Source organism: Niastella sp., assembly GCF_045805085.1.
Lineage (GTDB): Bacteria > Bacteroidota > Bacteroidia > Chitinophagales > Chitinophagaceae > Niastella.
In genome coordinates this window covers 1-5214 of sequence record NZ_JBJMLX010000103.1, presented here as the reverse complement: position 1 = coordinate 5214, position 5214 = coordinate 1, and the positions used below count along the sequence as shown (strand labels likewise).

The 5214-nt window shown below is 43.7% G+C and carries 4 protein-coding genes; all 4 read left to right on the top strand.

Features of this window, described 5'->3' with window-relative positions:
* Positions 1 to 449 precede the first annotated feature (449 nt).
* Positions 450 to 3251, top strand: a complete 2802-nt coding sequence (locus ACJ751_RS05020) for an Ig-like domain-containing protein (RefSeq protein ID WP_407744279.1) — start codon at positions 450 to 452, stop codon at positions 3249 to 3251.
* A gap of 190 nt (positions 3252 to 3441) precedes the next feature.
* On the top strand, positions 3442 to 4233 hold the full coding sequence (locus tag ACJ751_RS05015; protein WP_407744278.1) for an alpha/beta hydrolase: 792 nt from the start codon (positions 3442 to 3444) through the stop codon (positions 4231 to 4233).
* Complete coding sequence (locus ACJ751_RS05010; RefSeq protein ID WP_407744277.1) at positions 4230 to 4424, top strand: hypothetical protein; 195 nt, start codon at positions 4230 to 4232, stop codon at positions 4422 to 4424. The genes ACJ751_RS05015 and ACJ751_RS05010 overlap by 4 nt, the downstream gene beginning before the upstream one ends.
* Before the next feature lie 67 nt (positions 4425 to 4491).
* Positions 4492 to 5214, top strand: a 723-nt coding sequence (locus tag ACJ751_RS05005; RefSeq protein ID WP_407744276.1) for a hypothetical protein, incomplete at its 3' end; no start/stop codon positions are given.

Here is a 5214-nt window from a genome sequence, read left to right as displayed (position 1 = left end):
TGGGCGCCATTCATGATCTTATTCCCCTTGTCAGGGAATTTATAAATGACCGTATTGTTACTGTCATCAACCCAGTCGATGACCTCAATAAATTCATTTTTAATAAAATCGAATAATCCCATATGTGGTTGATTGTTGGAGTTTTCTAAAATTGGTTGTTATGCTGCATTGGTAGTAAAACCGGCAAGAAAATTACATTAATCTGCTGAAGATTTATAGCCTTGTTTAATTTAAATGAAAGAATTAATAAATGTGTTGAGGATATTTATTATTGGTACATACCTGCTAAACAAAATATCTTCGCCATCCCTGTCACTCCCTTATTTAAATCCTTCTTCATAATGCCCTGATGGCACTTGCCATATCCGAGCCGGTAACGGCTCACGAACAATTATTCCCTGCACTTTTCCCCAGACGATTTTTCATTTAACCATTTAAAACCATGTAGTATGAAAAAATTTTCACTATGGCTTTTGGGTAGTATGCTGTTTTGTTTAGCAGGATATGCCCAGGTAAAACCGGTATCGCTGGGAAAAGCGCCGGACCTGTTAACACATTTTCGTAAACAGTTCACCACCGCTCCACAACAACGGATTACAGGCAAACTGGCGTTGCGAATCAGTACCGCCGATTCATTACCGGGAAAAATAAATTTCCGCCAGTCACTGGCTGCCGGCCAGGAATTTATGGCAGGGGAAATTGAGAATGTGCCAGGTTCTTCCTTTTTTATCCGGTTCGAAGGCGCCCATGTGCAGGGGAATATTATTCTGCGCAATACAAAAAAGGCCTACACGTATACATCAGATGATAACGGCAATGTATACATTTCAGAAACAGATATTCATAAAGTGCTGTGTATAGATTATGATAAAGCGCCGGCCAGCGCTGCGGTTAGCAATGCGGCGGCCGCAATAACAGGCGGTCAGCTATACAGTTTGCAAAGCTATCCCAATGCTAATGGTGTGGTGCTGCTTGATTTCGACGGACAGTATGTATCCGGCACTGGCTGGAACGGTGGCAATCCTATTAACGCAGCGGCGAGTACTTTAACAGATGCGGAAAGATATGAAGTATGGCAGCTGATCAGTGAAGATTACCGGCCTTTCAAACTCAACATTACCACCAGCGAAGCCGTGTATTTTTCGTACCCGGCCAACCGGCGGATGCGTTGCATTTTCACACCCACCAACACGGCGGCGCCAGGGGCCGGTGGCGTAGCTTTTTTAAATTCATTTACCTGGGGCAACGAAACACCTTGCTGGGTATTTAATGGTGGCATAAAAGGGGCTGGTGATGCTGCTGCGCATGAAGTAGGCCATACCTTTGGCCTGAGCCACGATGGCAGAACAAACCCGGTTGAAGAATATTACCTGGGCCAGGGCGACTGGGCGCCCATTATGGGAGCAGGTTACTATGTGCCGGTTGTACAATGGAGTAAGGGCGAATATGCCAACCCCAGCCAAACGCAGGATGACCTGGCCATTATTGCCAACAACGCCAATGGAGTAGGGTACAGGGCCGATGATCACAGCAATACAAGAACAGGCGCTACACAACTTTCCATCGGTGGTACCGGAAGCGCCTTCAACTCCGGGATTATTGAAACAACCAGCGATGCCGACTTCTTTACTTTTACCACTACAGGCGGCGCTGTTTCATTGAACATCAATCCTGCTGATAAACATCCCAATCTCGATGTGCTGGCCACTTTATATGACAATGCAGGTTTTGTGGTGACTACATCCAATCCCGATGGATTAACAGCCAACCTGAGCGCAACGCTGGCGGCAGGTACTTACTATGTAGCTGTTACGGGTGTGGGCTATGGTGATCCTGCTACAACTGGTTATACTAATTATGGCTCGCTGGGTTATTATTCGATCACTGGTAACATCGCTGGCGCTGCTGCCAATACAGTCGCTACTTTCTATAAAGATTGTAATTACACCGGCAGCTATGCGGTAAGTTTAGCGCCCGGTGCTTATACGGTAAGCGACCTGGTGGCCAGTGGTATACAGGATAAAGACATTTCTTCATTCACTATTGCCAACGGCTATGAAGTATTGTTGTATAAGAACAATGCCTTGCAAGGCAGCTATACCAGCTTTAACGCCAATACCGCTTGTTTGGTGGCCAATAACCTGAACGATTCCATCTCTTCACTTCGCATCAGGTCGTTGACCAACCAGGCGCCAGCTGTGAGCTTTCTGAAACCGGTTTCGGGCAGTAAATTCCTGTCGCCCGCTACTGTTGCCATTACGGTGAACGCTTCAGATGCGGATGGCACTATCAGCAAAGTGGAATTTTATAATGGCAGCACCAAACTGGGCGAAGCAACAACCGCGCCTTACTCCTATACCTGGAACAATGTAGCAACAGGAACGTATACGATTACTGCTACCGCTACCGACGACCGCGGTGGTCAGTCATCTGCACAGGTATCTATTACTGTCACCAATGTGCCGGTAGTTACTGTATACCGGGATTGCAATTATAACGGGGCTGCAGTTGGGTTATTACCTGGAAGCTATACGTTAAGCCAGTTACAAAGTATGGGCATTAACAATGACGATATCTCCTCATTGCGGGTGACCAGCGGTTACCAGGTGCAATTATATAATGACGATAATTTTGCCGGTACTGTAGTCACCGTTACTGCCGACAATAGCTGTTTGGTGGCCAACAACTTTAACGATCTTACCTCCTCTCTGAAAATAAGTGCAGTAGGTACAGTTACTGCTGCTACCGTATACAGAGATTGCGATTATGCGGGCACTGCGGTAGCGTTGTCTCCAGGTAATTATACATTGAGCCAGTTACAGGCACTGGGCATTTTTAACGACGATATTTCTTCATTGAAGGTTAACAGCGGTTACCAGGTGCAATTGTATGCAGAAGATAATTTCTTGGGCACCTCGCAAACCTTTGGTGTTGACAATTCCTGTTTGGTGACCAACGGGTTTAATGATGCTGCTACTTCCATCAAAATATTTGCGGTAGCGCCGGCTAAATCACAAGGGTTGATAACCAGGCTGCAAATTTATCCGAACCCTGTTCTCAACGAATTGAGGTTACGGAGTGAGGAGGATCTTACAGGCGCCCTGATAAAAGTGTATGACTTTTCGGGCAGAGAACTCATTGCTACCCGTAATATCAATAACCACCTGAACGTGTCACGGCTGTCTGCCGGGGTGTATACGTTAACGATTATAAAGAATGGAAAGATCATTTCCAGCCGGTTCGTTAAATAACGAATAATCATATGATCCCTGGTATAATAAATTAACTGTATTTATTATGCCAGGGATTTTTTATTAATATTGTCCGGTAACTTTAATGGAATAAAATCTTTATTAGGAAGGCCCTGGCCATTTGCCTGGCAGCGTTTTTCATTTCTTCCTCGCTTTTTGTAATTAATTTGCATTCCATATCATAAAAAAAATGGTGATAAATGCGTTAATAATAATAGGGATACTATACATTGTTGTTTGCGGATTGCTGTATTTCATCCAGGAGAAGCTGATCTTTTATCCCCAGGTATTAGATAAGAACTATCAATTTGGATTTGAACAGCCATTTGAAGAACTGACTATACCAACCAGTGACAATAGCCGGTTGCATGGTTTGTTATTTAAAGCCGACCATTCAAAGGGGCTTATTTTCTATTTACATGGCAACGGTGGCGCGCTTGATTCGTGGGGAGAGGTTGCCAGCACATATACTGCTTTGAATTATGATGTATTCCTGTTGGATTACCGCGGCTATGGCAAAAGTAATGGCGTTATATACGGACAACAACAGTTTTTTGATGATGTGCAAACTGCCTACGATTCACTAAAGACAAGATATGCAGAAGACAGGATCGTGGTGTTGGGATATTCAATCGGCACCGGAGCGGCCACTAAACTGGCATCGGCAAACAACCCAAAGTTATTGATCCTGCAGGCGCCTTATTACAGTCTTACCGATATGATGCGGCATACCTATCCCATTATTCCCCCTTTTATCTTGAAGTACAAGTTTGAAACGAACAACTATCTCAAAGCCTGTAAAATGCCGGTTGTTATTTTTCATGGCAACCGGGATGAAGTGATCTATTATGGAAGTTCGCTCAGGTTGAAAACATTATTTAAAAAACAGGATACACTGATAACTTTGCATGGGCAAACACACAATGGAATAACAGATAACATAGATTTTAAAAGAGAACTGCAGCGAATATTGTCTCAATGATTAAAATTATTGAAGCATGGCAAAGATCCAGGTACCACGCGATTGTGGTAATGCATGGTTACGAGGCTTCAGGGAGCGGCCAGGTGGTAGCAAAAGATAAGTTGGTATACAAATTTTGCCACATTTATCGTTTTACCCGGGCAAGCGGCGTAACAATTACTACCCTTACAACGTTTGTAGTAAGACAATAACAGTTACTGTTAATTGATCTATCTTTGACCCCGAACCCGTAAAACGGTTATTTATATCCTATACACTATGAAACAACTAGCTTCAATTTTAGTATTGATTAGCCTCATGGCCGGGTGCCAGGTCATGAATCAGAAAGAAGCCACACCAGAAACCAGTCAAATTTCCACTGTAGACTCCGCTCCTGGAATCATAGCATCTGAAGCCATTCCTGAAAAAGCGGTCAGTGAACTGGCGGAAGGTGATATAAGCTGGTCAGATTCCTTATTGAAAATGTATATGGCGTTTGCCAATACAGATGTCCTTAAGCAGGCCCATTCAAATAATTTTACGTTGGACTGGGTGTATGATAATACGCTTAAAACCGATTCTGCCGTATTTGACGTTTACCGCATTGGTCATGAAATATCCCGGGACGAGGGGGCTGATACGCGTTTTATTGTTGACCAGTGGATCTACCTCGACACCCTAAAGAAACAGTTGTATGAATACGATGCGGCTGCCCACAAATTAAGCAAATGGTGGAGTTCAACCGGCGAGAAACAACTTTTCTTTCCTGTTTACGAACTGTCTGCAAAAACTACCGCCTTTGTTGTTAATTTTTACGAAGTAGGTAAACCACGCGGGATCATGGATACGTTGTTTGATGTATTTTATCCAAAAAAGTCTCGTGAAAATGACCAGAAGGAATGCAGGTCATGCGTACCCAAAAAATGGAAACTATACGATACCTCAGGGATCTATAAATTAATCAGGAACGAAACCCTGGAAAAAGAAGCAAGATGTTATTTT